The 26,926-nt window shown below is 70.8% G+C and carries 24 protein-coding genes; 17 read left to right on the top strand and 7 right to left on the bottom strand.

The features are described 5' to 3' along the window. Positions 1–16 precede the first annotated feature (16 nt). Together ABZ624_RS14330 and ABZ624_RS14335 are read right to left on the bottom strand one after the other, a co-directional pair. The gene (locus tag ABZ624_RS14330; RefSeq protein WP_360087097.1) at positions 17–1,801 is read right to left on the bottom strand and encodes an ABC transporter substrate-binding protein; all 1,785 of its coding nucleotides are present in this window, start codon (positions 1,799–1,801) and stop codon (positions 17–19) included. Positions 1,802–1,881: 80 nt separating this feature from the next. Further along, complete coding sequence (locus ABZ624_RS14335; protein ID WP_360087100.1) at positions 1,882–2,910, bottom strand: ABC transporter permease; 1,029 nt, start codon at positions 2,908–2,910, stop codon at positions 1,882–1,884. A gap of 565 nt (positions 2,911–3,475) precedes the next feature. On the opposite strand from ABZ624_RS14335, the gene ABZ624_RS14340 reads away from it, so the two are divergent. The 5 genes from ABZ624_RS14340 to ABZ624_RS14360 all read left to right on the top strand — a co-directional run bounded on the left by ABZ624_RS14340 (position 3,476) and on the right by ABZ624_RS14360 (position 9,056). Then, positions 3,476–5,041, top strand: coding sequence for an ABC transporter substrate-binding protein (locus tag ABZ624_RS14340; protein ID WP_360087800.1), 1,566 nt, complete (start codon positions 3,476–3,478; stop codon positions 5,039–5,041). A gap of 5 nt (positions 5,042–5,046) precedes the next feature. Beyond that, the gene (locus ABZ624_RS14345) at positions 5,047–5,967 is read left to right on the top strand and encodes an ABC transporter permease (RefSeq protein ID WP_360087103.1); all 921 of its coding nucleotides are present in this window, start codon (positions 5,047–5,049) and stop codon (positions 5,965–5,967) included. Beyond that, a complete protein-coding gene (locus tag ABZ624_RS14350) occupies positions 5,960–6,940 on the top strand; it encodes an ABC transporter permease (protein ID WP_360087106.1) in 981 nt (326 codons plus the stop codon). The genes ABZ624_RS14345 and ABZ624_RS14350 overlap by 8 nt, the downstream gene beginning before the upstream one ends. An 84-nt stretch (positions 6,941–7,024) precedes the next feature. Continuing rightward, entirely contained in the window at positions 7,025–8,008 is a 984-nt protein-coding gene (locus tag ABZ624_RS14355; protein ID WP_360087109.1) for an ABC transporter ATP-binding protein, read from the top strand. After that, on the top strand, positions 7,992–9,056 hold the full coding sequence (locus tag ABZ624_RS14360) for a dipeptide ABC transporter ATP-binding protein (protein ID WP_360087112.1): 1,065 nt from the start codon (positions 7,992–7,994) through the stop codon (positions 9,054–9,056). Before ABZ624_RS14355 ends, ABZ624_RS14360 begins: the two co-directional genes overlap by 17 nt. Positions 9,057–9,172: 116 nt before the next feature. Here ABZ624_RS14360 and ABZ624_RS14365 read toward each other — a convergent pair whose 3' ends face one another. Further along, the gene (locus ABZ624_RS14365; RefSeq protein ID WP_360087115.1) at positions 9,173–11,311 is read right to left on the bottom strand and encodes a prolyl oligopeptidase family serine peptidase; all 2,139 of its coding nucleotides are present in this window, start codon (positions 11,309–11,311) and stop codon (positions 9,173–9,175) included. 164 nt (positions 11,312–11,475) lie between these two features. Between ABZ624_RS14365 and ABZ624_RS14370 the strand changes: the two genes are divergently transcribed. The 8 genes from ABZ624_RS14370 to ABZ624_RS14405 all read left to right on the top strand — a co-directional run bounded on the left by ABZ624_RS14370 (position 11,476) and on the right by ABZ624_RS14405 (position 19,282). Continuing rightward, positions 11,476–11,670 carry a hypothetical protein gene (locus tag ABZ624_RS14370; protein WP_351238397.1) on the top strand — a complete coding sequence of 65 codons (195 nt, stop codon included), beginning with the start codon at positions 11,476–11,478 and terminating at the stop codon, positions 11,668–11,670. Between the two features lie 68 nt (positions 11,671–11,738). Then, the gene (gene mshB / locus ABZ624_RS14375) at positions 11,739–12,599 is read left to right on the top strand and encodes an N-acetyl-1-D-myo-inositol-2-amino-2-deoxy-alpha-D-glucopyranoside deacetylase (RefSeq protein WP_360087118.1); all 861 of its coding nucleotides are present in this window, start codon (positions 11,739–11,741) and stop codon (positions 12,597–12,599) included. Then, positions 12,596–13,012, top strand: coding sequence for a DUF6113 family protein (locus tag ABZ624_RS14380; RefSeq protein WP_360087121.1), 417 nt, complete (start codon positions 12,596–12,598; stop codon positions 13,010–13,012). Before mshB ends, ABZ624_RS14380 begins: the two co-directional genes overlap by 4 nt. A gap of 188 nt (positions 13,013–13,200) precedes the next feature. Further along, on the top strand, positions 13,201–15,666 hold the full coding sequence (locus ABZ624_RS14385; protein ID WP_360087124.1) for a hypothetical protein: 2,466 nt from the start codon (positions 13,201–13,203) through the stop codon (positions 15,664–15,666). 142 nt (positions 15,667–15,808) lie between these two features. Beyond that, complete coding sequence (locus ABZ624_RS14390) at positions 15,809–16,738, top strand: ABC transporter ATP-binding protein (RefSeq protein WP_360087127.1); 930 nt, start codon at positions 15,809–15,811, stop codon at positions 16,736–16,738. Further along, positions 16,735–17,475, top strand: coding sequence for an ABC transporter permease (locus ABZ624_RS14395; RefSeq protein WP_360087130.1), 741 nt, complete (start codon positions 16,735–16,737; stop codon positions 17,473–17,475). The genes ABZ624_RS14390 and ABZ624_RS14395 overlap by 4 nt, the downstream gene beginning before the upstream one ends. Positions 17,476–17,480: 5 nt before the next feature. Beyond that, complete coding sequence (locus tag ABZ624_RS14400; protein WP_360087803.1) at positions 17,481–18,671, top strand: sensor histidine kinase; 1,191 nt, start codon at positions 17,481–17,483, stop codon at positions 18,669–18,671. Beyond that, positions 18,668–19,282 (top strand): response regulator transcription factor, encoded by a 615-nt coding sequence (locus ABZ624_RS14405; RefSeq protein ID WP_360087133.1) that lies wholly within the window; start codon positions 18,668–18,670, stop codon positions 19,280–19,282. The genes ABZ624_RS14400 and ABZ624_RS14405 overlap by 4 nt, the downstream gene beginning before the upstream one ends. Before the next feature lie 4 nt (positions 19,283–19,286). On the opposite strand, the gene ABZ624_RS14410 is transcribed toward ABZ624_RS14405, so the two are convergent. Beyond that, positions 19,287–20,153, bottom strand: coding sequence for a transglutaminase-like domain-containing protein (locus ABZ624_RS14410; RefSeq protein WP_360087136.1), 867 nt, complete (start codon positions 20,151–20,153; stop codon positions 19,287–19,289). A 7-nt stretch (positions 20,154–20,160) separates the two neighbouring features. Continuing rightward, entirely contained in the window at positions 20,161–21,288 is a 1,128-nt protein-coding gene (locus ABZ624_RS14415) for a GNAT family N-acetyltransferase (RefSeq protein ID WP_360087139.1), read from the bottom strand. A 140-nt stretch (positions 21,289–21,428) separates the two neighbouring features. On the opposite strand from ABZ624_RS14415, the gene fdxA reads away from it, so the two are divergent. Continuing rightward, positions 21,429–21,749 (top strand): ferredoxin, encoded by a 321-nt coding sequence (fdxA, locus tag ABZ624_RS14420; RefSeq protein WP_023546973.1) that lies wholly within the window; start codon positions 21,429–21,431, stop codon positions 21,747–21,749. 137 nt (positions 21,750–21,886) lie between these two features. Continuing rightward, positions 21,887–22,978, top strand: coding sequence for a bifunctional succinyldiaminopimelate transaminase/glutamate-prephenate aminotransferase (locus ABZ624_RS14425; protein WP_360087142.1), 1,092 nt, complete (start codon positions 21,887–21,889; stop codon positions 22,976–22,978). Positions 22,979–23,155: 177 nt separating this feature from the next. On the opposite strand, the gene ABZ624_RS14430 is transcribed toward ABZ624_RS14425, so the two are convergent. After that, entirely contained in the window at positions 23,156–23,575 is a 420-nt protein-coding gene (locus ABZ624_RS14430) for an ATP-binding protein (RefSeq protein WP_360087145.1), read from the bottom strand. A 284-nt stretch (positions 23,576–23,859) separates the two neighbouring features. Further along, complete coding sequence (locus ABZ624_RS14435; RefSeq protein WP_360087148.1) at positions 23,860–24,852, bottom strand: heavy metal transporter; 993 nt, start codon at positions 24,850–24,852, stop codon at positions 23,860–23,862. A 97-nt stretch (positions 24,853–24,949) separates the two neighbouring features. On the opposite strand from ABZ624_RS14435, the gene dapE reads away from it, so the two are divergent. Continuing rightward, the gene (dapE, locus tag ABZ624_RS14440; RefSeq protein ID WP_360087151.1) at positions 24,950–26,029 is read left to right on the top strand and encodes a succinyl-diaminopimelate desuccinylase; all 1,080 of its coding nucleotides are present in this window, start codon (positions 24,950–24,952) and stop codon (positions 26,027–26,029) included. A 105-nt stretch (positions 26,030–26,134) separates the two neighbouring features. Continuing rightward, positions 26,135–26,893, top strand: a complete 759-nt coding sequence (locus tag ABZ624_RS14445) for a TIGR00730 family Rossman fold protein (protein WP_360087154.1) — start codon at positions 26,135–26,137, stop codon at positions 26,891–26,893. Positions 26,894–26,926 lie beyond the last annotated feature (33 nt).

Genomic DNA, 26,926 nt, shown 5'->3' on the forward strand with positions numbered 1-26,926 from the left:
CTGGACTGGCTGGTGCTTACGCCTTCACGTACAGCTTGTACATGAGGAACGCCGAGAACAGCGGGTCGAACAGGGCGCCGCCGACCTTCGAGCCGTACAGGTAGAACCGCCGCTGGAAGGTTTCGGGGATGATCGGAGCCAGCTCCGTCATGATCTTCTTGTCCAGCGCCTCCCAGGCCGCGCCGGCCTCCTTCGGGTCGACGATGACCGCGTTCTTCTTGATCGCCTCGTTGACCCAGCCCACGTTCAGCTGCGAGACGTTGTTCGAGCCGTTGGCGATCGTGCCACCGTCGAACAGCGGCTGCATGACGGTGTAACCGGTCGGCCAGTCCGGGGACCAGCCGAACCACATCACGTCGAAGCTGTTGTCGATCTGCTGGACCTGGTCGTAGTAGCTGCCCTGGTCCACCGGCTTGACGACCGGGTCGAAGCCCGCCGCCTTCAGGGCGTTGACGATGACGACCTTGGTCTTCTCGTAGGCGTCGTTGCCACCCTTGGGGTAGGTGTAGACGATCTTCTGGCCGAGCTTGCCGGCCTCCTTCAGCAGCGCCTTGGCCTTCTCCGGGTCGCCCTGCGGCTTCTTCAGCTTGCCGTAGACGTCCTGGTGCTCGTAGCCGAGGATGTCCGGGCTGATGATGGAGGTCGCGTAGTCACCGGCGGCCTCGCCACCGTAGATGCGGCGGATCTGTTCCAGCGGCCAGGCGTAGTTGAGCGCCTGTCGCACCTTCGGGTCGGTGACGCGCTTGCAGTTGATCGCGTAGTAGTACAGACCGCTGAGCAGACCGTTCATGGTCCGCTTCTTCAGCTGCGGGTCGCCCAGCACCTTCTGCAGACGCTCGGCGGGCACACCGCTGTACGCCATGACCGCGTACTGGTCGTTGCCGCTCTCGGCGATCAGGCGGTCGGTGGCCGGAAGGGACTCGGTGCCGAACTCGAAGGTGAAGCTGTCCGGGTAGGCGTTGCGGATCGCGTCCGTCTTCGGGTCCCAGTGCGGGTTGCGGACCAGCTTCATCGACTTGTCGATGGAGTGCTGAGCGATCTTGTACGGACCGGCGGAAACCGGGTCCTTGTCGTACTTCTCCTTGGTGTCGTGGGCGACCGGCACGGCACCGTACGACTGCATCGTCAGCGTGAAGTTGAGGTCCGGGCGGGCCTCCTTCAGCTTCAGCGTGATGGTCTTCTTCGCCTTGTCGGTGACGATGGAGTCCAGGTGCTTGCCGCTGAACGGGCCCTTGTACTTCGAGCGGAAGTCGGTGGAACCGACGAGCGCGGTCTGGACGTACTGGGCGCCCTCAGTGGTGAAGCTGGCGAAGCCGCGCTCGATGCCGTGGCGGACGTCCTCGACGGTCAGTTCGCTGCCGTCCTCCCACTTCAGACCGTCCTTCAGGGTGAAGGTCCAGGTCTTGCCGCCGTCGCTCATGGTGCCGGTGTCGGTGGCGAGGTCACCGACCAGCTTCATCGAGCCGTCCATGGCGATCTTGAAGCCGGTCAGCGAACGGACGTAGAGGTTGGCGACGGAGGAGTTCCAGGCGAAGTAGATCCGCTGGGGGTCCAGGTGGGAGAAGTCGCTCGGGCCGATGCCGATGATGTTGCCGCCCTTGCGCGCACCCGGAACCTCGGGGGCGGGACCCGTCGAGTCCTCCTTCGTACCGACCGTCACGTGGCCCGTGTACTTGTCGGTGCCCGCGTGCTCGGTGCCGCTGTTCCCGCCCCCGCCGCCGCTGCTGCACGCGGAGAGGACCATGGAGCCGCCGGCCGCGACCGACGTGGCGATGACGAAGTTTCTGCGGGAAAGGGACATGGCTTCCTGCTCTGCTCGAGGAGAGATACGAACTGCTCCGGCGGGCCCCGTCGCCCGGTCCGGAAGGTGGAGAGGGAGGTTCAGCGCCTGGCCTTGGGGTCCAGTGCGTCACGCACCGAGTCACCGAGGAGGTTGAAGGCGACGACGAAGATCACCATGGTCAGACCCGGGAAGAGCATGAACGTGATGTCGTCCTGGTAGGTCTTGGCCGCGTTCTGGACCATGACGCCCCAGTCCGGCGTGGGGTCGGAGAGACCGACGCCCACGAAGGCCAGACCGGCCTCGGTCGTCACGTAGGCGGGCAGGGCCAGGGTCGCCTGGATGAGGATCGGCGTCCACAGGTTGGGCAGCAGTTCCTTGAAGATGATCCGGGCCGGGGAGGCGCCGGTGACCTTGGCGGCCTCCACGAACTCCCGCTCGCGCAGGGCGAGTACCTCACCGCGCAGCAGCCGGGCGATGGGTGCCCAGCCGAACAGCGTCATGATGGTGATCAGGGAGGTCACGGTGAGCCAGATCGGGGTCCCCTCGTCGGGTGCGACCAGGATCGTGAGCAGCACCGGAAAGAAGCCGATGAAGAACAGCATCTGCGGGAAAGCCAGCAGAATGTCGATGATCCGGCCGACGAAGTAGTCCGTCCTGCCGCCCAGATAGCCGGCGGTGATGCCGATGACCACGCCGAAGAGGGCCACGAGCAAGGTCGTCGCCGTCGCGATCAGCAGCGAGTTGCGGATGCCGTAGAGCAGGAAGGTGAAGACGTCCCGGCCCAGTTGTGGGTCGATGCCGAACCAGAAGTCGCCGCTCATGCCGCCGTTGGGCGCCACCGGGAAGCCGAAGTCGTTCAGCAGGCTCGGGTCGTTCTGGCCGTACGTGGTGTACGGGTCCTTGCCGTACACCTTGGCGATCAGCGGTGCGCAGATACCGGCGACGAAGAAGAAGATCACCACGAAGGCGGATATCACGCCCGTCCGGTCCCGCTTGAAGCGGGTCCAGGCCAGCCGTCCCGGTGAGCGGCTCTCGGCGCCCTTGGGGTTGGCGGGCTTCGCCGATGCGGCGCTGTCTTCGTCGGTCACCTCGAGTGGGGCGGCCGGGGAAGGAGATGCGGGGGTCATGATGCTCCGTGCCCTGTGGTCAAGGCTCCGCAGGGCGCTCCCCTACGGGCTACGCCGGACTTTTTCAACGCAATTCATTCAAGGTCAATAAATTCTCGGTCGCCTTGGTTGCGTCTTTACGTTCTTTACTCGGGCTTGACCATTCCGTAGCTACGCGGGTAGCACGCTGTAATCAATCCGTGCTTCACATCGGACTAACTGGGCGAATCGGGCAATGAGTTCGATATGCGGACGGTGGTGTGCCGAAATGCGTACATCGACACGTCGCAATCCAACGTTTCAGCAACGTTGCGCGGAGATCTGTTGCGCGGTCCGCGCAAGATCGTCCGCGCTCGTCCAGGTGGCTGTCTGCATTCGGATGACGTGTCCCCCTAAAGGCCCCTCAATCCGGCGACGGGCATGCGATAAGCACTGTATGCGCCGATATTGACCGGTACTGGATCCGATAGAGACCGGGGTCGGATCCGATAGTGGCCGGGGTCGGACCGGTGAGCGCGGAGGAGGCACCGCATTGCGTCGAGTCACGCGCGTGGCATGGGCCTGCTGTGCGATCGCCGCGGGACTGATGGCCACCGCCTGCGGGGGCGGCGGCGGGTTCGGCGGGCCCGGCGTGCTGACCTCCTCCTGGAGCGACCCGCAGAACCCGCTGGAGCCCGCCAACACCAACGAGGTGCAGGGCGGCAAGGTCCTCGACATGATCTTCCGGGGCCTGAAGAAGTACGACCCGAGGACCGGCAAGGCCCAGAACATGCTCGCCGAGCGCATCGACACCCGGGACTCGCGGCACTTCACCGTCACCGTCAGGAACGGCTGGAAGTTCAGCAACGGCGAACCGGTCACCGCCCGGTCCTTCGTGGACGCCTGGAACTACGGGGCGAGCCTCAGGAACAACCAGAAGAACGCGTACTTCTTCGGCTACATCGAGGGCTACGACAAGGTCCACCCCGACAGCGGTGCGCAGACCGCCGACACCCTGTCCGGGCTCAGGGTCACCGGCCCCAGGACGTTCACCGTCACCCTCGGCCAGAAGTTCTCCAGCTTCCCCGACACCCTCGGCTACGCGGCCTACGCCCCGCTCCCGCGCACCTTCTTCACCGACCACGCGGCCTGGGTGAGCAAGCCGGTCGGCAACGGGCCCTACCGGATCGAGTCGTACACCAAGGGCTCCGCGATGAACCTGAAGAAGTGGGACGCCTACCCCGGCCCCGACCCGGCCCGGAACGTCGGTGTGACCCTGCTGGTGTACACCGACAGCGGCACCGCGTACACCGACGTGCTGGCCGGCAACCTCGACCTCGTCGACGACGTGCCGGCCAGCCAGCTCAAGAACGTCCGGACCGACCTGAACGGCCGCTACATCAACACCCCGGCCGGCATCCTGCAGACACTGGCCTTCCCCTACTACGACCCGAAGTGGAACACCGGCGGCGCACGGAAGGTCCGCACGGGCCTGTCCATGGCGATCAACCGCAGGCAGATCACCGAGACCATCTTCCGGAGAACCCGCACCCCGGCCACCGACTGGACCTCCCCGGTCCTCGGCGCGGCCGGCGGTTATCAGCCCGGACTGTGCGGCCACGCCTGCGACTACGACCCCGCGCAGGCCAGGAAGCTCATCCAGGAGGGCGGCGGGATCCCCGGCGGCCGGCTGACGATCACCTACAACGCGGACACGGGCTCGCACCGGCAGTGGGTGGACGCCGTGTGCAACTCCGTCAACAACGCCCTCGGCAACGACAGGGCCTGCGTCGGCAACCCGATCGGCACCTTCGCCGACTTCCGCAACCAGACCACCCATCAGAAGATGACCGGTCCGTTCCGGGCCGGCTGGCAGATGGACTACCCGTTGATCCAGAACTTCCTGCAGCCGCTGTACTACACGGGCGCGTCCTCCAACGACGGCAAGTGGTCCGACAAGCGGTTCGACCGGCTCGTCGACCGGGCCAACGCCGAGACCGACCGGGCCACGGCCGTCAGGCTCTTCCAGCAGGCCGAGGAGGTCGTCCGCGACAACATGGCGGCCATCCCGCTCTGGTACCAGAACGGCAGCGCCGGCTACACCTCCCGGCTCTCCCACGTGGCGCTCAACCCCTTCAGCGTGCCGGTCTACAACGAGATCAAGGTCGGCTGATCCCCGTGGGGCGCTATGTCGCGAGGCGGCTGCTCCAGATGATCCCGGTGTTCATCGGGTCGACGCTGCTGATCTTCCTGATGGTGAACGTGATGGGCGACCCCGTCGCCGGCCTGTGCGGGGAGCGGACCTGCGACCCGGCGACGGCCGCCCAGCTGAAGCGGGAGTTCGGCTTGGACAAGCCGCTGTGGCAGCAGTACGCGACCTACATGGGCAACGTCCTGACCGGCGACTTCGGCACCGCCTTCAACGGCCAGAAGGTCACCGAGCTGATGGGAGCGGCGTTCCCCGTCACCATCCGGCTCACGGTCGTCGCGATCCTCTTCGAGATCGTCGTCGGGGTGTCGCTGGGTGTGCTGACGGGCATGCGGCGCGGCCGGCCCGTCGACACCGGGGTGCTGCTGGCCACCCTGGTGGTGATCTCCGTCCCCACCTTCGTCACCGGTCTGCTGCTCCAGCTGCTGCTCGGCATCAGATGGCAGTGGATCAGCCCGTCCGTGCGCTACGGCGGCTACGACGAGCTGATCCTGCCCGGACTGGTCCTCGCCTCCGTCTCCCTCGCCTACGTCACCCGGCTGACCCGCACCGCCATCGCGGAGAACAAGCGGTCCGACTACGTCCGTACGGCGATCGCCAAGGGCCTGCCCCGGCGCCGGGTGATCGTCCGGCATCTGCTGCGCAACTCGCTGATCCCCGTGGTCACCTTCATCGGGGCCGACATCGGCGCGCTGATGGGCGGAGCGATCGCCACCGAGCGGATCTTCAACATCCATGGCGTCGGCTTCCAGCTCTACCAGGGCATCCTGCGTCAGAACACCCAGACGGTGGTCGGCTTCGTGACGGTCCTCGTCCTGGTCTTCCTGGCCGCCAACCTCCTCGTCGACCTCCTGTACGCCGTACTCGACCCGAGGATCCGCTATGCCTGAGCAGCCGTACGAGCCCGAGGGCGCGATCGCCGGGACCGGCATGGGCGGGGCGATGGACCTGGGCGCGAGCGAGGCGGCCACGCTGGAACGGACTCCCGGGGGACCGGAAGGCACCGGGCCGTCCGGCAGACCTCGCTCCCTCTGGTCCGACGCCTGGCGGGACCTGCGCGGCAACCCGGTGTTCCTGCTCTCCGCCCTGGTCATCGTCTTCCTGGTCTTCATCTCGCTGTGGCCCTCGGCGGTCGCCTCCGGCAGCCCCCTGAAGTGCGACCTCGCCAGGGCCCAGGACGGTGCGGGGCCGGGCGCGCCCTTCGGTTACGACGGCCAGGGCTGCAACGTCTACACGCGCACGGTGTACGGCGCCCGTACGTCCGTGACGGTGGGCGTGCTGGCGACGCTCGGGGTGTCCGCCGTCGGGTCGGTCCTGGGCGCCCTCGCCGGTTACTTCGGCGGTGCCTGGGACTCGGTCCTGTCCCGGATCACCGACATCTTCTTCGCCATCCCGGTGGTCCTGGGCGGTCTCGTCCTCCTCTCCGTGGTGACGAGCAACACGGTCTGGCCGGTGATCGGCTTCATGGTGCTGCTGGGCTGGCCGCAGATCAGCCGCATCGCCCGCGGCTCGGTCATCACCGCCAAACAGAACGACTACGTCCAGGCCGCCCGCGCCCTCGGCGCCTCCGACTCCCGCATCCTGCTGCGGCACATCGCCCCGAACGCCGTGGCCCCGGTGATCGTGGTGGCGACCATCGCCCTCGGCACCTACATCGCGCTGGAGGCGACCTTGTCGTACCTCGGCGTGGGGCTCAAGCCGCCCAGCGTCTCCTGGGGCATCGACATCTCCAACGCCTCCCCGTACATCCGCAACGCCCCCCACGCCCTCCTGTGGCCCTCGGCCGCCCTGGCCATCACGGTCCTGGCCTTCATCATGCTCGGCGACGCCATCCGCGACGCGCTCGATCCGAAGCTGAGGTGACGGCCGTGCCACGGGAAGTGCGGGACATGTGTGGGGTGTTCGGAGTCCGCGGCGCCTTCGATCCGAAGCCGAGGTGATGGTGGGGTGTTGCTCGAAGTGCGGGAGCTGTGCGTGGAGTTCCGGACGCGGGACGGGGTGGCGCATGCCGTCAACGGGGTGAGTTACGAGGTCGACGCTGGGGAGACCCTGGCCGTGCTCGGGGAGTCCGGGTCGGGCAAGTCCGTCACCGCGCAGGCTGTCATGGGGATCCTCGACATGCCGCCGGGCAGGATCACCGGGGGCGAGATCCTGTTCCAGGGACGGGATCTGCTGAAGCTGAAGGAAGAGGAGCGGCGCAGGGTCCGGGGCGCCGGAATGGCGATGATCTTCCAGGACGCCCTGTCGGCCCTCAACCCCGTTCTCTCCGTGGGGGACCAGCTCGGCGAGATGTTCGTCGTACACCGCGGGATGTCGAAGAAGGACGCGCGCGGCAAGGCCGTCGAACTGATGGAGCGGGTGCGCATCCCGGGCGCCGCCCAGCGGGTGCGGGACTATCCCCACCAGTTCTCCGGCGGCATGCGCCAGCGCATCATGATCGCCATGGCGCTGGCCCTGGAACCGGCGCTCGTCATCGCCGACGAGCCCACCACCGCCCTGGACGTCACCGTGCAGGCCCAGGTCATGGACCTGCTCGCCGAGCTGCAGCGCGAGTACCACATGGGGCTCATCCTCATCACCCACGACCTGGGCGTCGTGGCGGACGTCGCCGACCGGATCGCCGTGATGTACGCCGGGAAGATCGTCGAGTCGGCGCCGGTGCACGGCATCTACAGGGCGCCCGCCCACCCGTACACCCGCGGTCTGCTGGACTCCATCCCCCGTCTGGACCAGAAGGGACAGGAGCTGTACGCCATCAAGGGCCTGCCGCCGAACCTGATGGACATCCCGCCCGGCTGCTCCTTCCACCCGCGCTGTCCGATGGCGAGGGACGTCTGCCGCACCGACGAACCCCCGCTGTACGAGGTCTCCGGCGTACGCGGCAGCGCCTGCCACTTCTGGAGGGAGTGCCTGAATGGCCGCGACCACTGAGCCGCTCCTCGACGTGACCGGGCTGGTCAAGCACTACCCGCTCACCCAGGGCATCCTGTTCAGGAGGCAGGTCGGCGCGGTGAAGGCCGTCGACGGCGTGGACTTCACCCTCGGCAAGGGGGAGACCCTCGGCCTCGTCGGGGAATCGGGCTGCGGCAAGTCGACGGTCGCGAAGATGCTCTGCAGTCTCGAACGCCCCACGGCCGGCTCCATCAGGTTCAAGGGCGAGGACATCACCCGGCTGTCCGGCAAGGCCCTCAAGACGGTCCGCCGCAACATCCAGATGGTCTTCCAGGACCCGTACACCTCCCTCAACCCCCGGATGACGGTCGGGGACATCGTCGGGGAGCCGTACGACATCCACCCCGATGCCGCGCCCAAGGGCGACCGCCGCCGCCGGGTCCAGGAGCTGCTGGACGTGGTCGGCCTCAACCCGGAGTACGTCAACCGCTATCCGCACCAGTTCTCCGGCGGCCAGCGCCAACGCATCGGCATCGCACGCGGGCTGGCCCTGCGTCCCGAGGTGATCGTCGCCGACGAGCCGGTGTCCGCCCTCGACGTCTCGGTCCAGGCCCAGGTGATCAACCTCCTGGACCGCCTCCAGTCGGAGTTCGACCTCTCCTACGTCTTCATCGCGCACGACCTGTCCGTCGTCCGGCACATCTCCGACCGGGTGGCCGTGATGTACCTCGGGCGGATCGTGGAGACCGGCAGTGAGACCGAGATCTACGACCACCCCACGCACCCCTACACCCAGGCGCTGCTGTCGGCGGTCCCGGTCCCGGACCCGGAGGCCCGCGAACACCGCGAGCGGATCATCCTCACCGGCGATGTGCCGTCCCCGACCGCCATCCCCTCCGGCTGCCGCTTCCGCACCCGCTGCTGGAAGGCGCAGGAACGCTGTGCCCGCGAGGTCCCGGCGCTCGCGGTACCGGCCGCCTTCCGCGACACGTCCGGCCCGGCGGCCCACGCCTCGGCCTGCCACTTCGCGGAGGAGCGGCAGGTGGTTCCGGCGGAGGGCGGCGAGTACGGCAACGGGCCGGGGTGACATGGCGCACCCCGGCCCGTTCACGGCACCCGCACGGCCGTACGCCGATCAGCCTCCCGTGTCCGTATATCGGTGGGGCTTCCCCGAAGTTGCCTGTGCGTTAACGCAGTTGGCGGTCATTTTCCCGGCTGGGGCAGCGAACGCCGGAGGAAGTCCAGCTGCAGCCGCAGCAGGTTCTCCGCGACGGTCTCCTGCGGGGTCATATGCGTCACCCCGGACAGCGGCAGGACCTCGTGCGGGCGGCCCGCGGCGAGCAGGGCCGAGGACAGCCGCAGGGAGTGGGCGACGACGACGTTGTCGTCCGCCAGCCCGTGGATGACCATCATCGGCCGGTGCGGCTCGGCCGGGTCGACCAGACCCGCGTCGTCGACCAGCGAGTTGCGGCGGTAGACCTCGGGCTGCTCGTCCGGGTGGCCGAGGTAGCGCTCCTGGTAGTGGGTGTCGTACAGGCGCAGATCGGTGACCGGGGCGCCGACGACCGCGGCGTGGAAGACGTCCGGGCGGCGCAGCACGGCCAGCGCCGCCAGATAGCCGCCGAAGGACCAGCCACGGATCGCCACCCGGTCCAGGTCCAGCGGGAAGTCCCCGGCGAGCGCGTGCAGCGCGTCCACCTGGTCCTGGAGCACAACGGCCGCCAGCTCGTCCCGGACCGCCTTCTCCCAGGCCGGCGAGTGCCCCGGAGTACCGCGTCCGTCCGCCACGACCACCGCGAATCCCTGGTCGGCGAACCACTGCGAGGTGAGGTGGGGGTTGTGCGCGGCGAGCACCCGCTGGCCGTGCGGGCCGCCGTAGGGGTCCATCAGGACGGGCAGGGGACTGTCGCCGTGGTAGTCCCGTGGCATAAGCACGGCGCACGGAATTCGACGTGCGCCCCCTTGGGTGAGGGTCACCCGCGGGGACAAACCGGGATCTTCGGCGTACGACCGGACAGTCGCCGCCGGTTTTCCGTCACGCAGCACCTGGACACGAGCGCCCGGCCTGTCCAGGGTCGCCGACACGAGCACCGTCACGCCTCCGGCGCGCACCGCCGAGTGCACGCCGGGCTCCTGCGACACGCGCTCCACGCCCAGCTCGTTCACCCGGTACACATGGACTTCGCCGATCTCGGGCGCCTCTGCCTCCGTGCCCGCCGAGGCGGAAACCAGCACGTCGTCGGAGCCCACGTCCAGTACCGCACGCAGATGCAACTGGCCGCTGGTCAAGGGCCGTTCGCCGACCGCCAGCACCCGGGCGCCGCCCTCGTCCGCGATCCGGACAAGCTGCCCGGAGGGGCTCCAGCAGGGCACTCCGGCGAACAGTTCAAGCCAACTTGGATCTTCGTCCGCGTGCACCATGCGCGTCGTCCCGGTGTCCGGGTCCACCGCCAGGAACAGCTGGCTGCGCTGGTCCCGCGCCTGCACCAGCAACAGTGGCGCACCCGCCGCTGACCAGTGCACACGGGCCAGATACGGGTAGCGGTCCCGGTCCCACGCCACCTCCCTGCGCTCGCCTTCGAGCCCGAGCACGTACAGCCGTACGTCCGCGTTGGCCGTGCCGGCGGCCGGATAGGCGACGTTATGCGGCTCACGCTCCGGGTGGGCCGGATCCGCGATCCACCACCGCCGCACCGGCGTGTCGTCCATACGCGCCACGAGCAGCCGGCGCCCGTCCGGCGCCCACCAGAATCCCCGCGAACGCCCCATCTCCTCGGCCGCGACGAACTCCGCGAGCCCGTAGGTGACCCGCCCCGGCCCCTCCGTGGGCTCCGGCTCGGCGAGCGCCCGGTCGCCGTCGCCCTCGGCGCCCACGACCCGCAGCGCACCCCGCGCGACATAGGCGATGTGCCTGCCGTCGGGGGAGGGACGCGGGTCGACCACCGGTCCCGGCACCCGGAGTTCACGGGTCGTGCCGGCCGGCAGCTCGGCCGTGAAAAGCCGCCCCGACAAGGCAAAAGCCGCCAACTCCACCGCACTGTCGGTGGCATAGCCGACGATGCCCGCACCTCCCTCCCGGCTGCGCTCCCGACGCGCCCGCTCCTCGGCCGAGAGCTCTTCGGAGGCGCCGCCGAGAAGGGCGCCCGGATCGGCCGCCAGGCGCTCTTCGCCCTCCGGAAGATCCATGACCCAGAGGGAGTTGGCCCGGTCGGTGCCGGAGCCGGAGCGCAGGAACGCGACACGCGAACCGTCGGGCGCCACGGTGAACGCGCGCGGCGCGCCGAGCGTGAACCGCTGGGTCCGGGCGTGCCGACGGGGGAAGGAGTCAGGCTCGGTCGTCATACCCCGACCATATTGGCCATGCGCCCCCTTGTGCGGCTGTGCGCCGAGCGATGCGCAAGCACGCATAGTTATGATCACTACCGCTGCGTGGGTATGAACCTGCTGGCGTCTGCGTGGATTTGCTCAACTGATCTGGATCTGACGATCTTTGGAGGTGAGCCGCCGTGGCACTCTCGATTTCGGCGGTGGTGCTGCTGGCGATCATCGTCTTCTTGTTGATCAAGAAGTCAGGGCTCAAGGGTGGGCATGCCATCGTGTGCATGCTGCTCGGCTTCTACCTCGCCTCGTCCACCGTCGCTCCGACGATCAGCCAGCTGACGACCAACGTCGCCAGCATGATCGGCAGCATCAAGTTCTGAGCGGCGTCGACCGCCCGGCGGACGGCCTGCCGCGCCGCGAGGGCGAGACCGCCTCGTAGGGTGGTCCCATGACGGAACTGCCAGCCCGGCGTCTGCTGCTGGTGCACGCGCACCCGGACGACGAGTCGATCAACAACGGCGCGACCATGGCCAGGTACGCGGCCGAGGGGGCCCATGTGGCCCTGGTCACCTGCACCCTCGGGGAGCGGGGCGAGGTCATCCCGCCGGAACTGCGGCATCTGACGGGCCCGGCGCTGGGCGCGCACCGGCGCGGTGAGCTGGCCGCCGCCGTGCGTGAGCTGAGGGTGACGGACGCCAGGCTGCTCGGCGGGGCGGGGCGGTACGGAGACTCCGGCATGATGGGCATTCCGGACAACGGTGACCCCGGATGCTTCTGGCAGGCCGATGTGGACCAGGCCGCCGGACACCTCGCCGAGGTGATCCTGGAGATCCGCCCCCAGGTCCTCGTCACCTACGACGACAACGGCGGGTACGGCCACCCCGACCACATCCAGGCCCACCGCGTCGCCATGCGCGCCGTCGGCCTCGCGGCCGAGCGCGGCCACCGGATCGCCAAGGTCTACTGGAACCGCGTCCCGCGCTCGGTCGCCGAGGCCGCCTTCGCCCGCCTCCAGGACGAGCTGTCCGCACTGCCGTTCGACAAGAGCGCGTCCCTGGACGACGTACCCGGCGTGGTCGGCGACGAGCGGATCACCACCGCCGTCGACGGCACCGCCCACGCCGCCGCCAAGGCAGCCGCGATGCGCGCCCACGTCACCCAGATCGAGGTGGCGGAGCCGTACTTCGCGCTCTCCAACGAACTGGCCCAGCCGCTGTTCACGACCGAGTACTACGAGCTGGTGCACGGCACGGCGCAGCCCGGGGAAACCGACCTGTTCGCCGGACTCGACCTGGAGGAGACGTCATGAGCAACCCGGGACAGGGACCGCTGCTCGCCCAGCCACTGCGACCGCCCTCTGCCGGGCGGGCCGCCGCCTGTACCGGCCTCTTCCTCCTCGGCGCCGTCACCGCTGTCGCCGGCGCCCTCGTCCAGGCCGCCTGGTTCCCCGGCGGGCTGCTGCTCGCCCTCGCGGGCGCGGCCGGGCTCTTCCTCGGCGGGGCGTACGCCACCGGCAGCCGGGGCGGGGCGGTCGCACCGGTGGCGGGCTGGATCGTAGCCGTCATCCTGCTCACCACCTCGCGCCCCGAAGGGGACTTCCTGTTCGGCGCAGGAGGCGGCTCCTACCTCTTCCTGCTCGGCGGTATGGCCCTCGCTGTGATCTGCGCCACCGTCGGCGCCGGGCGGCAACCTCGCGGCGGCGCCGCCCGACTTGGCAAGTGACGTACCACTTCGCCGTGCGGTGCACGTGCGAGTCCGGTGTGGGTTTCCTCAGCGGTCATGGGATACGCGCCAGAAGTGGCCAGTATGGTGGTGCGCGCCGCCGAGCCTCCCCCGCTCGGCTTCGCCGGAGCGGGGGACCCCCACCGTGGGGTCGTGTCGGGCGGTGGAGCCAACTGGGAGAACCTGCCTTGAGTCGTGAAACTGACACTCCGTCCTCCGGGCCCAACGGGCGCGGCGGAGCCGCATACCCCTCCGGCACGCCGCCGTACGGGACCCCCATGGCTTCCGGCGACGGTGCGGACGCGGGCCGTTCGGGCACGCGGCCGGAGGAGAAGAAGACCGAGACCACGCTGACGACCCGGATCCGCATCAACATTCCCGGGTCCCGGCCCATCCCGCCGGTCGTCATGCGCAAGCCCGTCGTGGACGCCGACGCCGCCGGGGACGAGGCGCCCGCCGACGCGCGGTCCGCTGCCGACCGGACCGCCACCGGCACCGGAACCGGCACCGCCGAGCCCGCCGCGGAGCCCGCCGCCCAGTCCGAGGAGAAGACCAGCGACTGGTTCGCGCCCCGCAAGTCCGGCGCCGGCAAGGGCGGTCCGGCCGGCGGCGGCACGAACGGGGCCGGGACCTCCGGTGGTTCCACCCCCGCCTCCGGCGCGTCGGGCACCCGTTCGGGTGGTCCGGCAGCATCCGGTGCGGCCGGTACCACCGGCGCACGTTCCGGCGGTGGCCGTCCCGGTGGTGTGGTCGGCTCCATGAGCGCCCCGGGCGGCTCCCGTTCCGGCAGCACGAACGGCAAGGGCCTGCCCGGCGCCACCGGCGGCCCCGTCGCCCCCGGACACGGCGGCGGCACCGGCTCCTTCGACGTGACCGAGGCACTGGCCGCCGGCCCGCTGGGCGGCGGCTCCCGCCCCGGCGCGTCCAGCGGCGAACCGCGCCGCGACGACCTGCCCTACTTCTCGGAGAACGGCGGCCAGGACACCTTCGGCACCACGGGTACGACCGGCGCGGGCGGTCACGACGCCTTCGGCGGTACGGCGGGTGCGAGCGGACCGAACGGTCCCGGCGGCCCCGGCGGTGCCAGCGGCTTCAACGGCCCGCGCGGCCAGGGCGGTCCCGGCGGCCCGCAGGGCCCGGCCGGCCCCACCAGCGGCCCGGTCACCGGCGACGGCCCCCTCGTCCCGTCGGCCGGCGGCCCCGGCCCGGCCGGCGGCGAACCGTTCGACGGCGGTCCCCGTTCCGGCGGTTCGCCCGGCACGGGAGGCGGTTACGGCGGCCCCGGCGGCCGGAGCACCCAGGCTCCCCGCAGCGCCCTCGCCGACCTGACCGACCTCGAAGGCCCCGCGGGCCCCGGCGGTCCCACCGGTCCTGGCGGCCCGGGCGGTCCGAATGCCGGCCCCGGCGGTCAGTCCGGCGGCCCCTCCGGACTGGGTCAGCCCGGCGGCCCCTCCGGTCTCGGTCCGGGCGGGGGGCTCAGCGACGACACCGCGATCCTCACCCCGCAGAAGCCGGCCCCCGAACCGGGCACACCCGGCTACCGCCCCGCCGACAACGTCTCCGGACACACCGTCACCAGCGGCATCCCGGTCATCCCCGACGCCGGCACCTCCCCGTTCGGCGGCGCCCGGTCCGACGGCCCGGCCGCGCAGGTTCCGGCCAGGCCGGAGCCGTCCCCCGCGCCCAAGGCGGGGGCCAAGCCGAAGAAGAAGGGCCGTAGCAAGCTGGTGCTGCTGGGCGCCGGCGTGGTCGTCGTCGCGGGCGGTGCGTACGGCGCCGGACTGCTGATGAACCACACCGACGTCCCCAAGGGCACCACGGTCCTCGGCGTGGACATCGGCGGCGGCACCCGGGACGACGCCGTCAAGAAGCTCGACGACGCCTTCGGCAACCGGGTGAACAAGCCGCTGAAGCTCTCCGTCGGCGGCAACACGGTCAGCATCACCCCGGAGAACGCCGGTCTCCAGTTCGACTTCCAGGCCACCGTGAGCAAGGCCGCGACCAGCGACTACAACCCGGTCCACGTCATCGGCTCGCTCTTCGGACAGAAGCGGGTCATCGACCCGGAGATGCCGGTGGACGAGGAGAAGCTGCAGGCGGCCCTGCAGCAGACCGGCGGCGGCTCCGGCTCGGTCACCGAGGGCGGCATCGACTTCAAGCCCGGCGCGGCCGTCGCCGTCTACGGCAAGGCGGGCAAGGCCATCGACGCGGCCCAGTCGACGCAGGCGGTCGAGCAGGCCTACCGCGCCATGGTCGAGACGGGCACGGCGACCCCGGTCACCGTACCGACGGCCACGAAGCAGCCGACGGTGTCCAAGGCCGAGGTCGACCGCGAGATGAAGGAGTTCGCGGAGCCGGCGATGTCGGGCAGGGTGACCGTGTCGGCGGGCGCGGGGCACGTGGTGCTGATGAGCCCGGAGAAATCCCTCTGGAAGTTCCTCAGGGTGGTGCCCACCTCGGACGGCAAGCTGGTCGACAAGCCCGACCTGGCCGCCCTGGAGCAGCTGTACGGCAAGACCTTCGACGGCGTGCTCATCACCCGGTCCACCGGCAAGAAGACGCCGGTCACCCCGCAGGAGGTCTACCTCGCCCTCCGCCAGGCCCTGATCAGCAAGACCAACCGGGTCGCGGTCATCGACACCAACCCCCGTTAGTCCGGCCGTACACGGGGGCGCCCAGCGAGACCGGGCGCCCCCTTTGCCATGCCTGTCACCCCATCCGCATGACATCTGTCATCCGGCACTCAGGACCCCCGACACTGCCCGGCACCCGGCCGCCGCCGCGAACATGGATGCCATGACGACAACTGCGGCACCGGCCACCACCACACCGGTGGTCGGCTTCGACCAGGTGACCAAGACGTACGGGAGTGTGCGGGCCGTCGACGGCCTCTCGCTCCGGCTGTACCCGGGCGAGACCGTCGCCCTCCTCGGCCCGAACGGGGCCGGCAAGTCCACCACCCTCGACCTGCTCCTCGGCCTCAAGCACCCCGACAGCGGCACGGTGAGCCTGTTCGGCGGCACCCCGCGCGAGGCGATCGTCGCCGGGCGGGTCGGGGCCATGCTGCAGAGCGGCGGGCTGATGGACGAGGTCACCGTCGAGGAACTGGTGAAGCTGGGCTGCTCGCTGCACCCGAAGCCGTACAAGGCCGCGGACGTCATGGCCCGCGCCGGCATCGCGCAGATCGCCGACCGCAAGGTCAACAAGCTCTCCGGCGGCCAGGCCCAGCGCGTCCGCTTCGCCCTCGCCACCGCCGGCGACAGCGACCTGATCATCCTGGACGAGCCGACCACCGGCATGGACGTCTCCGCCCGCCAGGCCTTCTGGGCCACCATGCGCGAGCAGGCCGACCAGGGCCGTACCGTCCTCTTCGCCACCCACTACCTCGAAGAGGCCGACGCCATCGCCGACCGGGTCCTGGTGCTGCACCGCGGCCGGCTCCTCGCGGACGGCACCGCCGCCGAGATCAAGGCCAAGGCGGGCGCCCGCCGGGTCGCCTTCGACCTGGAGGGCGAGATCGACGAGGCCGCCCTGCGCGCCCTGCCCTTCCTCACCTCGATAGACGTATCCGGGCAGACCGTCCGCATCCAGTCGTCCGACGCCGACGCCACCGTCCACGCCCTGTACGGCCTCGGTGTCTACCCCCGCAACCTCGAAGTCGCCGGCCTCGGCCTGGAGCAGGCCTTCGTCGCCATCACGGAGGCCGAGGAGGCCAAGCAGTCATGACTGCCCTGATCAAGCTCGAACTCGCGCGTGCCTTCCGGAACAAGAAGTTCCTGTTCTTCTCGGTGCTCTACCCCGCGATCCTGTTCCTGATCTTCTCCAGCAGCTCCGGCTCCGACCAGAAGGTCGACGGCAGCGGCCTGACCGTCGCCACCTACCTGATGGTCTCCATGGCCTCCTTCGGCGCCCTGACCGCCGTCCTGATGGGCAACAGCGAGCGCATCGCCAAGGAGCGCGAGAGCGGCTGGGTACGGCAGCTGCGGCTGACCCCGCTGCCCGGGCGCGGCTATGTCCTCGCCAAGACCGCCAGTGCCGCCGTGGTGAGCCTGCCGTCGATCATCGTCGTGTTCGGCGCGGCTGCCGTGATCAAGCACGTCCACCTGGACGCCTGGCAGTGGCTCGCCCTCACCGGGGTCATCTGGGCCGGCAGCCTGGTCTTCGCCGCCCTCGGCGTCGCCCTCGGCTACCTCGCCTCCGGTGACGCGGTCCGCCCGATCACGATGATCGTCTACTTCGGTCTGTCGATCCTCGGCGGCCTGTGGATGCCGTCCACCACCTTCCCGAAGATCCTGCAGGACATCGCCAAGTGGCTGCCCACGCACGCGTACGCTGCTCTCGGACGGGCCATCGAACAGAGCCAGGCTCCGAGTGCGACGGACATCGCGATCCTCGCCGTGTACTTCGTCCTGTTCGCGGGCGGCGCGGCCTGGCTGTACCGGAAGGACACGCTGAAGGCGTGAGCATGATGACGGAAGACCAGCAGATCGGTGAGGCGGGGCCGGAGACGCAGGTGCGGATCGGCCAGGGCCCGACCACCCGGCGCGAGCTGATGGTCAAGATGCTGTGGATCGGGGTCTGGCTGGTCTTCCTCAGCTCGCCGGTCAAGGACCTGACCTCCGGCCGCCACACCACGGCCGGCACGGTGGGCGGCGCGATCGGCCTCGCCGCCTTCGTCACCGCCTACCTGACGCTGGTCTTCCGGAACATCGGACAGACCTTCGCCCCACGAGTCGCCGTCTCACTGATCGCGGTCCTCGGCGTGCTCGCCCCCCTGCTGGCGTACACCCTGGGCGGCGCATGGCTCGGCCTGTTCGTCTACCTGTCGGTCGCCTGCGGGGCCACGCTGCCGGTCCGGGCCGCGTTCTGGGCGATTCCCGCGGCGACCGTCGCGATGTACCTCGTCGGAGCGCACTGGGACGAGAAGGCCGACGACAGCCTGCTGCTCGTCCCGCTGATCGGGTTCGCGATGATCGGTGTCAGCCAACTCATCCGTACGACGGTCGAGTTGCGCAAGGCGAGGGCCACCGTCGCCCACCTCGCCGCCAACGAGGAGCGCCTCCGCCTCGCCCGCGACCTGCACGACCTGCTCGGTCACTCCCTCTCCCTGATCACGCTGAAGAGCGAGCTGGCCGGCCGGATGCTGCCCGACCACCCCGACAAGGCGGCCCAGCAGGTCGCCGACATCGAACAGGTCAGCCGACAGGCCCTGGTCGACGTCCGCGAGGCCGTCACCGGCTACCGGCGCCCCCGGCTCGCCGCCGAACTCGCCGGCACCCGGCTCGCGTTGACCGCCGCCGGCGTCACCGCCGAGATGCCCGCCGAGCCCGACCTCACGGGTGTCCCCGAGGAGGCCGAGTCCGTGCTCGCCTGGGCGCTGCGCGAGGCGGTCACCAACGTGGTCCGGCACAGTGACGCCGACAAGTGCCTCGTCCAGCTCACCCGCCGCCAGACCCTGGACGGCCCGATGCTCGAACTCTCCGTCGAGGACAACGGATCCGGCAGCACGAACAACGGGCCCGGCAACGGTCTGACGGGTCTGACCGAGCGGCTGGAGAAGGCCGGCGGCACCCTGGAGGCGGGCCGGACGAGGCACGGGTTCCGGCTGGTCGCCCGCGTCCCCGCGGTCCTTGCGGGGCACGTAGGATCCGGGGCATGACGAGCACGATCAAGGTTCTCCTCGCCGAGGACCAGTCGATGGTCCGCGAGGCCCTGGCCGCGCTGCTCGGCCTGGAGGACGACATCGAGGTCGTCGCCCAGGTCGCGCGCGGCGACGAGGTGCTCGGGGCCGTCGGCGCGCACGGCGTGGACGTGGCGCTGCTCGACATCGAGATGCCCGGTTGCACCGGTATCGAGGCGGCCGCCCAGGTCCACCGGGCGTTCCCGCGGGTCAAACTGGTCGTCCTGACCACGTTCGGCCGACCCGGCTATCTGCGCAGCGCCATGGAGGCCGGCGCCGACGCCTTCCTCGTCAAGGACGCCCCGGCGGCCCAGCTCGCCGAGGCCGTCCGCAAGGTGCTGTCCGGCGAGCGGGTCATCGACCCCACGCTCGCCGCCGCCGCGCTCGCCGAGGGCGCGAACCCGCTGACCGAGCGCGAACGCGAGGTGCTCCGCGCGGCGGCCGACGGCTCCACCAACGCCGAGCTGGCCAAGACCCTCCACCTCTCCCAGGGCACGGTCCGCAACTACCTCTCCACGGCCATCCAGAAGCTCGCGGTACGCAACCGGGCGGAAGCCGTGCGGACAGCCCGGGAGAAGGGCTGGCTCTGACAGCTCAGTTGAGCATGGCCCGCGCCGTGTGGGCCTGTTGGCGCACCTTCTGCGCGGCCGGCTCGTCCACCACCTCGATCAGGTCGGCGTAGTACTCCAGCTCTTCCGCACCGGACACGAACTCACCCCGCTGCACCAGCAGTTGCCCCCGCTCGTACCGCAGCCGTGCCGGATGCGCGGGTACCAGCAGGGCCAGCTCCACGGCCCACAGCGCCACATCCGACCGCTCGGGCCGGGCCGTGGCCCACGCGCGGACGTTGTTCAGGATCCGCTGGACGACGTCCAGCGGCGGCGCGGGCTCCAGCATGGCGGCGTCCAGGGGCGCCCCCGTGGCCCCGGCCACGAGCATCTCCGCGTCGGTCCCGGTCAGCACCCGCCCGCCGTCGAACGGATCGGCCAGCACCTGCTCCTGAGCCGCGCCGAACCCCACCACGAAGTGCCCCGGCAGCGCGACCCCGTACACCGGCGCCCCCGCCCGCCGCGCGACCTCCAGCCACACCACCGACAGCAGGATCGGCAGCCCGCGCCGCCGCCGCAGCACCTCGTGCAGCAGGGAGGACTCCAGCCGCTGGTAGTCGCCGGGCGTCCCGTGGAACTCGTAACGCGCCCCGAGGAGCCGTCGTACGGCCTCCGCCCAGGCGTGCGGCCCGCCCGGCCGGTACGGCAGCTCGCCCGCGAGCCGGTCCAGCTCCGCCTGGGCCGCGTCGATGCCGGTCTCGTCCAGCGAGCCGTCCGCCTCGGCGCCGATCAGCAGGCACAGCGCCGACAGGTCCGGCCGCTCGGACCGCGCCTCCTCGGCGAACCTCCGGCGCAACTCGGCCGACCGCTCCGGCGGGGGCGGATACGGCGGCGGCAGATACGGGGGACGCATGGCAGGCTCACGCCCTTCCACGGGTGTCGTCCTGCTCGTCCGGCGCCCGGTAGTGGTGGTACACGTGGTGCGGTACGAAGCCCAGCGCGGCGTAGAGCGCGCGGGCGCCCTCGTTGTCCGTCTCGACCTGCAGCCAGGCCGCCGACGCGCCCTCGTCCAGTGCCCGCCGGGCCAGCGCGGCCATCACCTCGGTGGCGAGTCCCCGCCGGCGCCGGCCGGGATCCACCTCGACGGCGGCGAACCCGGCCCACCGCCCGTCCACGACACACCGCCCGATCGCGGCCAAGGGCTCACCCTCCGCACCCGGCACGGACGCGAACCACACCGACGGACCTCCTCCCAGCACCCGCAGGGCCACCTCGCTCACCCCCTTGCGCCGGTACCGGGCGAGCCATGCCTCGTCCGCCTGCCGGGACAGCACCACACCGGCGCCCTCGGCCCGGTCGGCGACCCGGGCCAGGGCACCCGTCCACACCTCGGCGGTCACCTCCCGCACCCAGCCGCGCCGCTCCAGCTCCGTGCACAGCAGCTCCTGCGTGCCCTCGGCGCCGGTGGCCGTCTGGATGTAGGCGGGCAGGCCGCGCTCGTCGTACCAGCGTCGTACGGCCGCAAGGGCCGCGTCGAGCGGAACGCCCGGATCACCGAGCGGCAGCACACTGTTGGCCCGCCGCGTGAAGCCCGCCCGCCGCCCGACCACCACCCCGGCCGGACGTCCTGCGGGCGGCACCTCCTCGACTGCCGCCCGCAGCTCCCACTCCCCGAGCCGCTCGGCCTCCAGCGGCGGCCACCCGCGCGAGACGACGGGCGCGAGTTCCCCGTACGAGGCGGCGGGCCCCCGGCGGCGCGCCGGAGCAGTCGTCCCGTGGCGCGAAGCGCCTCCCTGAGGGGCGGCGGTCGCGTGGCGGGCGGGCACGACCTTGCCCGCGACCAGGGCGGACTCGGCGATCCGGACACTCCGCCCGTCCCGTCGTGTGATCATGAGCACGCCACCGTCCCATGATGTGAGAACACCCACCGTGTCGGTGAACTTCTCCCGCGTCGCCCCAGGTTCGCTCAAGCGCCGTACGGAGACTCGTTTTCCCACGTCAGATGGGGTGATTCGGACTTCCAGCCGTCCTGCCGCCGAGAATTCCACTGGTCAGTTCACCCCTCCTGTTCGGATCATGCTCCGGAACGGAGATACTAGGGGCGGGCATCGACGACGCCGCGCTCCCGCGCGCCAGGCGGCGGAGCCTGAGGAGGCCCGCCAGCGCCCTATCGAGGAGGAACGACAGCGTGACCTACGTCATCGCGCAGCCTTGTGTAGACGTGAAGGACAAGGCGTGCATCGAGGAGTGCCCGGTCGACTGCATTTACGAGGGCTCCCGGTCCTTGTACATCCATCCGGACGAATGTGTCGACTGTGGTGCCTGTGAGCCGGTCTGCCCGGTCGAGGCGATCTTCTACGAGGACGACGTCCCGGAGGAGTGGAAGGACTACTACAAGGCGAACGTCGAGTTCTTCGACGAGCTCGGCTCTCCCGGCGGCGCCAGCAAGCTCGGGCTGATCGAGCGGGACCACCCCTTCGTCGCCGCGCTGCCGCCGCAGGGCGAGTGACCGTTCCGAGCGCCTAGCGGCCGCCCGCAAAGCGAGCCGCCTCGGTCCCGTACGGCCCGATCAGCCCCCGTCGGCCTGATCACCGCCGTACGGGACCGAGGCGTTTGCCGCACCGTACGAAAGTGAGCCTGATTCCCGTGTCCGCAGTCTCCGACCGGCTCCCCGCCTTCCCCTGGGACAAGCTGGAGCCGTACAAGAAGACGGCCGCCGCCCACCCCGGCGGGATCGTCGACCTCTCGGTCGGCACCCCGGTCGACCCGGTGCCCGACCTGATCCAGAAGGCCCTGATCGACGCGGCCGACTCACCGGGCTATCCGACGGTCTGGGGCACCCCCGCCCTGCGCGACGCGATCACCGGCTGGCTGGAGCGCCGCCTGGGCGCCCGCGAGGTCACCCACCGCCATGTCCTGCCGGTCGTCGGCTCCAAGGAACTGGTCGCCTGGCTGCCGACCCAGCTGGGCCTCGGCCCCGGCGACAAGGTGGCCTACCCGCGCCTGGCCTACCCCACCTACGAGGTCGGCGCCCGCCTCGCCCGCGCCGGCTACGAGGCCTACGACGACCCGCGCGAGCTGGACCCCAGGGGCCTGAAGCTCCTCTGGCTGAACTCCCCGTCCAACCCCACCGGCAAGGTCATCCCCCAGCGGGAGCTGACCGAGATCGTCGCCTGGGCCCGCGCCCACGGCGTCCTGCTGGTCTCCGACGAGTGCTACCTGGAGCTGGGCTGGGAGGCCGACCCGGTCTCGGTCCTGCACCCGGACGTCAACGGCGGCTCCTGCGACGGCATCGTCGCCGTCCACTCCCTCTCCAAGCGCTCCAACCTGGCGGGCTACCGCGCGGCCTTCATCGCCGGCGACCCGGCCGTCCTCGGCCCGCTGCTGGAGATCCGCAAGCACGGCGGCATGATGACCTCCGCGCCGACCCAGGCGGCGGTGGTCGCGGCCCTGTCCGACGACAGCCACGTCCACGAACAGCGCGAGCGCTACGCCGCCCGCCGCGAGGCCCTGCGAGCCGCCCTGCTCGGCCACGGCTTCCGCATCGAACACAGCGAGGCGAGCCTGTACCTCTGGGCCACCAGGGACGAGCCCTGCTGGACCACGGTCGCCCACCTGGCCGACCGCGGCATCCTGGTCGCACCGGGCGACTTCTACGGCGAAGCGGGCGAGAACTTCGTCCGCGTGGCCCTGACGGCAACGGACGAACGCGTCCAGGCAGCGGTGGACCGTCTGTAACCGCCCGGGGCGGAGTCCTGCTCCTGCCGTGGGCAGTCGTTCCGCGGGGCGGAACGGGTGGGCACGGCCTGCGGCACCGGGCAGCGTCTCGACCCAGCCCGGCCCCTGCCGACGTAGGACCAAAGGCAACGGGGCCCAGGAAACACCCTGGGCCCCGTCACCGGTCAAAGCCAGGCGCTAGCCGAGCGGCAGCGCACCACCCTGCACCGGCAGCTGCGGCAGCCCGCTCTTCGCCGTGGAGGACGCCGTGTCCCCGACGACGCTTCCGGCCGCCCCGGCCACTTCCCCAGCCGCCTTACGCGCCACCGGCGCCGTCTTGTTCACGGCGCGGGTGCCGGTCTTGGCCGCGCCCGGCACGGTCTTGCCGACCGCGGTGCCGCCCGTGGTGGCCGCGAGAGTCGTGGCGTTCTGCGCGGCACCCTCGACGGTGTTGCCGACGTTCGCCGTGTCCGGGGTGGCCACGCCGCTCAGGTTCGGGGTCGCCACCGGCTGGTTCGTGGCCGCACCGGCGGAGCCGGCCGCACCGACCCCGGCAGCCGCTCCCGCTGCTACGAGCAGCGCGGCACGGGCGATCCGGCGGGTCAGAGGGAGGGACATGATGCTCCATTCGACGGGAGAGAACGGTGTGTGGTCCGGGCTCGTGTCCGGCTCGGACGCCGTGACTACCGCTCGAAGCCCGCGAAGGTTGCGGACGCCCCAGGTAAAGAATGGATAACGCATCGCATTATCAGGTGTGGATAAAAACGGGCAAAGAGCGTCCGCCCGAAAACCCGCAGAATCCTTACAGCCTTTGATTTCCAAGGGATCCCGGATACGGCGGCGTTCCCGCCGGGACGCGCGCCGAACCGGCGCCGTACAACCCGTCGGAGCGATCACTCGTACTACTGTCCGGTCACGATGCTGACGGCCCCCACGGGCTTGTCCGCACCGCCGCCCCCGCCCGTGGCGGCCGCCTTCCACGGGTCGCCGCCGTTCCCGGCGGTCCACTCCCGCCCCGCGTACGACACGCGCTGGATGTGCAGAGCCGAGGAGTTCGCCACCGCCCACTGCGCCAGCTGCCAGCCCCGCTCGCGCCCGGTGCGCCCGCTCGCGTCCGTCTCCGTGCCCTGCGGCACCGGAACGGTCACCGTCCGCCCGTGCGCGGTCGCGGTCACGCTCGGTGAGGGAGAGGGCGACGGCACGGGCGTACCGCCCACCTGCGCCCCGGTCTCCTGCAGCGCGTCCCGCCCGAAGTCGCGTACCAGCGCGGCTCGTACCGCGTCCGGGCCCGTCGCCGAGGCCGTGGGCTCCGGGCGCCCGTCACAGGTCAGCGTGGCCGCCGCGCGGCCGGTCAGCGCAGCCGCCAGCAGCTTCGCGTCCGGCTCGTGCTTGGCGTACGCCTCCGGATAGCCGCTGTGCTGCACCTCCTGGGCCGCCCGGGTCAGCGGCAGCGCGGTGTAGTCCGGCACCTTGGCCAGATGCGCGTAGAAGATGCCCGCCGCGTACGCCGGGTCCATGATCTGCTGCTCGGTGCCCCAGCCCTGCGAGGGCCGCTGCTGGAACAGGCCGAGCGAGTCCCGGTCGCCGTGCTCGATGTTGCGCAGACCCGACTCCTGCAGGGCGGTCGCCAGCGCGATCGTCACGCCCCGCTCGGGCATCCCGCGCCCGGTGCCCACGGCGGCGATCGTCGCCGCGTTCACGGCCTGCTCCGGCGTGAACTCGTACGAGGTCCCGTCGCCGTCGGCGGAGACCACCTTGCAGCCGCGGGCGCCGCCGCCTCCGGTGACGTACTGCACCACGAGGTACGCGGCAACACCGCACAGGACCAACAGGGCCGCCGCGAAACGGAAGAGGCGACCGCGGCGTTTGGGACGGGTGGGGGACGGCTCTGGCACGCGTACAAGGTACTGGAGGGCCGTCGGGCCCTCACCTGGGGTTACCGGACAGCGCTTACTCCCGGCCCCCGCGACCGGGCGCGCTAGGGTCGACGCCATGGCCGACACCTCGCTTGACCTCACGCTGGATGCCGCCGCGCTCACCGCGCAGCTGGTGGACTTCCCCTCCGAGAGCGGCACCGAGAAGCCGCTCGCGGACGCGATCGAGACCGCCCTGCGCGCCCTGCCGCACCTCACGGTCGACCGCTACGGCAACAACGTGATCGCCCGCACGAACCTCGGCCGCGCCGAGCGTGTGATCCTGGCCGGCCACATCGACACGGTCCCGATCGCGGACAACGTGCCCTCGCGCCTGGACGAGGACGGCGTGCTGTGGGGCTGTGGCACCTGCGACATGAAGGCGGGCGTCGCGGTGCAGCTGCGCATCGCGGCCACGGTCCCCGCCCCCAACCGCGACCTCACCTTCGTCTTCTACGACAACGAGGAGGTCGCCGCCGACCTCAACGGCCTCAGGCACGTCGCCGAGGCCCACCCCGAGTGGCTGCGGGGCGACTTCGCGGTCCTGCTGGAGCCCTCCGACGGCGAGGTCGAGGGCGGCTGCCAGGGCACCCTGCGCGTGCTCCTGAGGACGGAGGGCGAGCGGGCCCACTCGGCGCGCGGCTGGATGGGCTCCAACGCCATCCACGCGGCGGCGCCCATCCTGGCCCGCCTGGCGTCCTACGAGCCCCGCCGGCCGCTGATCGACGGCCTGGAGTACCGCGAAGGCCTGAACGCGGTCGGCATCAGCGGCGGGGTCGCCGGCAACGTCATCCCCGACGAGTGCGTGGTGACGGTCAACTTCCGCTACGCCCCCGACCGCACCGAGGAGGAGGCGATCGCGCACGTCCGCGAGGTGTTCGCGGACTGCGGGGTGACCGGGTTCACGGTCGACGACCACAGCCCCGGTGCGCTGCCCGGCCTCTCCCACCCGGCCGCCGCTGCCTTCATCGAGGCGGTCGGCGGCACCCCGAAGCCCAAGTACGGCTGGACGGACGTCTCCCGTTTCTCCGCGCTGGGCGTGCCCGCGGTCAACTACGGCCCCGGCAACCCGCACTTGGCCCACAAGCGCGACGAGCGGGTGGAGACGGCGAAGGTCCTGGCGGGTGAGGAACGCCTGCGGCACTGGCTCACCGCGTAAGGCCCCACCGCCCGGCGCTGCGTGCCGGACATGCTCACGTCCCCCGTCCGTAACCCACCTGGATCTAGTCTGAGATCGAACTACCGGCAAGCAGAGGGAGTGCACATGGCTACCGGCAACCCCGAGGGGAAGAAGCAGCCGCCGGACGAGCAGCGGCTCGGACCGGTCCTCCGGCGTCGCGGCCAGGTGATGCCCAGCACGACCGACCAGCGGCTGCTGGACGAGCGTGCCCCCACGGACTGGGTCCACACGGACCCCTGGCGGGTCCTGCGGATCCAGTCGGAGTTCATCGAGGGCTTCGGCACGCTGGCGGAACTCCCGCCCGCCATCAGTGTGTTCGGCTCGGCCCGTACGCCGGTGGACTCGCCGGAGTACGACGCGGGGGTGCGGCTCGGCCGGGGCCTGGTGGAAGCCGGCTGGGCGGTGATCACGGGCGGCGGCCCGGGCGCGATGGAGGCGGCCAACAAGGGCGCGTGCGAGGCGGGCGGCGTCTCGGTCGGCCTCGGCATCGAACTGCCCTTTGAGCAGGGGCTGAACCCCTACGTCGACATCGGCCTCAACTTCCGCTACTTTTTTGTGCGAAAAATGATGTTTGTGAAGTATGCCCAAGGGTTCGTGGTGCTGCCCGGCGGCCTCGGCACGCTCGACGAATTCTTCGAGGCGCTCACCCTGGTCCAGACCCAGAAGGTCACCCGCTTCCCGATCGTCCTCTTCGGCAGCGAGTACTGGGGCGGCCTGGTGTCCTGGCTGAGGACCACCCTGGTGGCCGAGGGCAAGGCGGCCGAGAAGGACCTCCTCCTCTTCCACGTCACGGACGACGTCGACGAGGCGGTGGCCCTGGTGTCGAAGGAGGCGGCCCGCTGACCAAGGCCCTGGGCTTCGGCTGAGGCCCCCTGG

Origin of the sequence: Streptomyces sp. NPDC007205, from assembly GCF_040634095.1 — a bacterium.
Lineage (GTDB): Bacteria > Actinomycetota > Actinomycetes > Streptomycetales > Streptomycetaceae > Streptomyces.